Annotated in this window: 3 protein-coding genes and 1 pseudogene; 2 read left to right on the top strand and 2 right to left on the bottom strand. The window is 42.7% G+C overall.

Features of this window, described 5'->3' with window-relative positions:
* Positions 1–917: pseudogene (locus BLP64_RS10580) on the bottom strand (transposase); the annotation flags it as partial.
* A 255-nt stretch (positions 918–1,172) separates the two neighbouring features.
* Here BLP64_RS10580 and erm(42) point away from each other — a divergent pair.
* Positions 1,173–2,078, top strand: a complete 906-nt coding sequence (gene erm(42) / locus BLP64_RS10575) for a 23S rRNA (adenine(2058)-N(6))-methyltransferase Erm(42) (protein WP_092594005.1) — start codon at positions 1,173–1,175, stop codon at positions 2,076–2,078.
* Positions 2,079–2,248: 170 nt separating this feature from the next.
* On the opposite strand, the gene tetR is transcribed toward erm(42), so the two are convergent.
* Complete coding sequence (gene tetR, locus BLP64_RS10570; RefSeq protein ID WP_000113092.1) at positions 2,249–2,851, bottom strand: tetracycline resistance transcriptional repressor TetR; 603 nt, start codon at positions 2,849–2,851, stop codon at positions 2,249–2,251.
* An 80-nt stretch (positions 2,852–2,931) separates the two neighbouring features.
* Between tetR and tet(59) the strand changes: the two genes are divergently transcribed.
* Entirely contained in the window at positions 2,932–4,134 is a 1,203-nt protein-coding gene (gene tet(59), locus BLP64_RS10565; RefSeq protein ID WP_001031679.1) for a tetracycline efflux MFS transporter Tet(59), read from the top strand.
* Positions 4,135–4,591 lie beyond the last annotated feature (457 nt).

Genomic DNA, 4,591 nt, shown 5'->3' with positions numbered 1-4,591 from the left:
TTCAGGTGATCAAGGATCTGCTTGATCACTATAGGGTCTTCAATGCAGGCGATGACTTTCATGGCGCCGCCGCAGCCGCTGCAGGTCTCGATGTCGATATTGAAAACACGCTTGAGCCGTTGCGCCCATGTCATCGACGCTCGCCGTTGTGCTGGTGTTGCCGGTTCATCAGCCACCCTGACCTTGTTGCCCCTGCCCCGTTTTGCCGGCGTGACCAACGCCCGGTGCCGACTGTTGGGTGCGAACACCCCGTGGAAGCGGGTTAGGTTGACTCTGGGCTTCGGTACCAGGGCGGCCAGCCTTGCAATGAAATCCAATGGTTCGAAAATGACGTGCGTGGTGCCGTCCCGGTACGGCGTCTTAAGCTGGTAGCGCACGTTGCCATTCTTCGTGAGCGACAGCCGTTTCTCAGACACCGCCGGGCGGCTGATGTAGTGGCACAGCCGTTCGAGTTTGCTGCGCTCATGGGCCTTGGCCGCTACGCCGGCATGTAGCGAGAAACCGGCAACCTTACCGGGCATGTCACCAAACTGATCTTCCGGGTCGCAGGCGGGCAGTGTCTGCAGGGTGAACACCTTGCGCCCTGCCTGTGGCCCCACGGCGATGCGATACGTGATGGAATGCCCCAGCAGTGGAGTCATCGCATCTTCATCCACCGCATCCAAGGCCAGGTAACTGTTTTCAGCATCCCGCTCCAGTAGGCCTTGCCGCTCCAAATAGCGGCCGACCCGATGGGCGATGGTGTGCGCCAGTTGGGTGAGTTCGGCGCTGGTCGGCGCCCTGACCCAGAGGAACCGGGCTGTTCCATTGGGACGCTCAACGTACACGCCATCGAGGAACAGCATGTGAAAGTGAATGTTGAGGTTCAGTGCACTGCCGAAGCGCTGGATCAGGGTGACGGCACCGGTCTTGGCCGCTTGCTATTATATGGGTATTACAAGTTGTGCATTTAATATCTAATGTAGTTGCGGTATTTTATAGAGCGCAGGCTGAATAATAAACGCTTTTTAAACTTGTTGTTATAGCAGAATATAATCTTAAAAATCTTACAAGCTTGAAGCCTGATAATTTCAGGCTTCTTTCATTTTTAAATTTCCGAACTTGTAGGAATTATACATAAATCAAAACAATTCTTACTTGACAAAATCAGTCTATAATTGTAATATATGGATATGAATAAAAACACTAAAATAAAAAACAAAAATTTCAACATTAAAGACTCACAGAATTTTTTGCATAATACTAAATTAGTCGAAGATTTGCTTTTTAAAAGCAATATAACTAAGGAGGATTTTGTTGTTGAGATTGGGCCTGGAAAAGGCATAATAACCAAGGCATTAAGCAAAATCTGCAAAGCCGTTACTGCTATTGAGTTCGATAGTGTATTGGCTGATAAGTTGAGCCATGAATTTAAAAGTTCAAATGTGTCTATTATTGAAGCCGATTTTTTAAAATACAATTTACCAGACCATAATTATAAAGTTTTTTCAAACATTCCATTTAACATAACGGCAAGTATTTTAAATAAATTGTTAGATAGTGAGAACCCACCCTTAGATACTTTTTTAATTATGCAATATGAACCTTTTTTAAAGTATGCGGGTGCACCATCTTACAAGGAGTCTTATAAATCTTTATTATATAAACCATTTTTCAAAACTAACATATTGCATAGATTTAGCAAATTTGATTTTAAGCCAGCTCCAAACGCAAACATTATTTTGGGCCAATTTTCTTATAAAGACTTTACAGATATAAACCTTGAAGACAGGCATGCTTGGAAAGATTTTTTAGCCTTTGTCTTTTTAGAAAAGGGAGTTACATTTAAAGAAAAAACAAAACGAATTTTTAGTTATAAGCAACAAAAAATAATTTTAAAAGAAAGCCGAATTAATGATGATTCAAATATAAGTAATTGGAGTTATGAATTTTGGCTAAAAATGTTTAAACTCTATAATTCGAACATGGTAAGCAAGGATAAAAAAGTTTTAGTTAACAATTCGTATAAAAGAATGTTAGAACATGAGTCTAGTTTAGAAAAGATTCATAGAAATAGAAAGCAAAATAACAGAAAATAGATAAACGGCAGATAAGGAAAAGCTAAATGCAAGCCGATGAACAACTCGCGATGGCAACAGCTAAAAAATTGGTAGAACAAAAACGCCAAATTGAAAAACAATGTTCTAAATAAATCCACCACTCGCACAAATCCCCCCTATTGTGCGAGCCTAAAAACACAGACACCTTATCACTGCTTTTCGAAACCATTAATCAATGCTTCTAAACCAAATAAAAAAGCCTCTGTGCCATCATCTTGATCCATAATTTGCAAAGCATCTTTTAATAGTCGAGGCATCGTATCATCTGCTATTTGTTGCCTATCATTAAGTGCTGCGATATGTTCTTGCTGCTCTAACACAGAACCTAACGTAAAATGACCAACCGCGCTTATTGCATATAACCCACATTTTAATGAAAAACCATTGTCCACCATAAACTGCAACTGCATTTCTACGGTGTCATATTGGTCTGAACTCGGGCGAGTCCCTAAATGCACTTTTGCGCCATCACGGTAACTTAATAATGCATCACGAAAGCTCAATGCATTATTACGTAAAAATTGTTGCCACGTTTCCCCAACTGCGGGTAATGAATGACGATGATTACGCTTTAGCATTTCAACAGATAATGCATCCAACAATGTGCGCTTGTTCTTCACATGCCAATATAGTGTAGGCTGCTCTACGCCCAGTTTTTGAGCTAGTTTTCGCGTTGTCAGCCCTTCCATTCCCACTTCATTTAGCAACTCTAATGCCACTGTGATGATGGTTTCTTTATCTAATCGCGCCATACTGCCCTCTCTTTTTTTCTATTGACACTCTATCACTGATAGGGATATATTCCAACTCTATCAATGATAGAGAAAAAACGATGAATAAATTTGCGATCACCGCTTTAACGATCACCGCCCTAGATGCTATGGGGATCGGCTTGATCATGCCTGTATTGCCTACATTGTTACGTGAATACGTGTCGGCTGAAAATTTAGCAAATCATTACGGTATCCTGCTGGCACTGTATGCCATCATGCAGGTTTTTTTTGCTCCTCTACTTGGCAAATGGTCTGATAAATTCGGGCGCCGACCAATATTACTACTATCTCTTGCAGGCGCTGCTGTGGATTACACTTTGCTTGCATTATCTAGCTCACTTTGGATGCTATACGTTGGGCGATTAATTTCTGGAGTTACTGGCGCAACAGGTGCGGTCGCCGCTTCTGTTATTGCTGACAATACTGCTTCACAAGAGCGTACTAAGTGGTTTGGACGCTTAGGGGCGGCTTTTGGTGTCGGGTTAATCTCTGGCCCTGCAATTGGCGGCTTTACAGGGCAATTCTCAGCTCATCTTCCTTTTATTATTGCTGCCATTTTAAATGCGCTCTCTTTTTTAGTTATTATGTTGATATTTAAAGATAATAAAATCAAAAATACTGAAAAAAACACCACAGAAACAGCAGAAAATTCGCGACCTTTCCTGCAAGTGATCAAGCCAGTCATACTATTGTTATTTATCTTTTTTATGACTCAAATGATAGGGCAAATTCCAGCAACGACATGGGTGTTATTTACGGAACATCGTTTTCAATGGGGCAGTATGGAGATCGGCCTATCTTTAGCGGGGTTAGGCATCATGCATGCCTTGTTCCAAGCATTTGTAGCGGGCGCAATCGCCAAGAAATTCAATGAAAAAGTGACGATTATTGTGGGCTTTGTTGTTGATGGAGCAGCATTCATTATTTTGTCATTATTGACAAAGGGTTGGATGATTTACCCTACATTAATCTTACTCGCCGGCGGCAGTATTGCGCTACCAGCCTTACAGGGGTTAATGTCAGCTCAAGTCAATCAAACTAACCAAGGTAAGCTACAAGGCGTTCTAGTCAGCTTAACCAATACGACGGGGGTGATCGGCCCATTATTATTTAGCTTTATTTTTGGTCAAACACTGGCAAGTTGGGATGGCTGGATATGGATGATTGGTGCGATAATGTATGTTTTATTGATTGTATTTATTTTATCTTTTTATAGAAGCACCAAAAAGATAGTTAAAATAGCGAAGCTACCAGCGAGCTAAGTTTTAGCATATCAATATTAAGTGCTATGATACCCCTATCAGATTTGCTTTTAGCACAAGATATTAAGAGACAAACCCTATGACATTACCCCCTAAAAAACCAAGAACAAAACCTGCGGAAGAAAGGCTAGATGACCTAATGAACGTATAGGAAGAATAAACGCCCTTTTCACCCAAGTCCAACAGCTTTGGACCGCAGTTGACTCTTTCGACACCCCTGCGATGCAACCCAATCCGGCTGACGGGGAGCCAGCAACGCTGAAAATTTACCCTCCTCTTTCCCACTAGCGGCTCCTTTTCCGACAACCAGCACGGCGGATCCCTGCCGCGGCGCTGTGAACGCAGCATTTTGATTGGTATCGTTGGCCTTCAGGCTCGTCAGTCAAACAGACCCAGGAGCAGCTCAGCCGGTGGCGCCCGGCTTTCGGGTAACGCCCTGGTCCCGCTGGTTTCGGCT

It is taken from the genome of Pseudidiomarina indica (genome assembly GCF_900104245.1).
In the GTDB taxonomy this organism is placed as follows: Bacteria; Pseudomonadota; Gammaproteobacteria; order Enterobacterales; family Alteromonadaceae; genus Pseudidiomarina; species Pseudidiomarina indica.
Note: the sequence above shows the minus strand (reverse complement) of the source record. Positions and strands in the feature narration are given on the sequence as shown.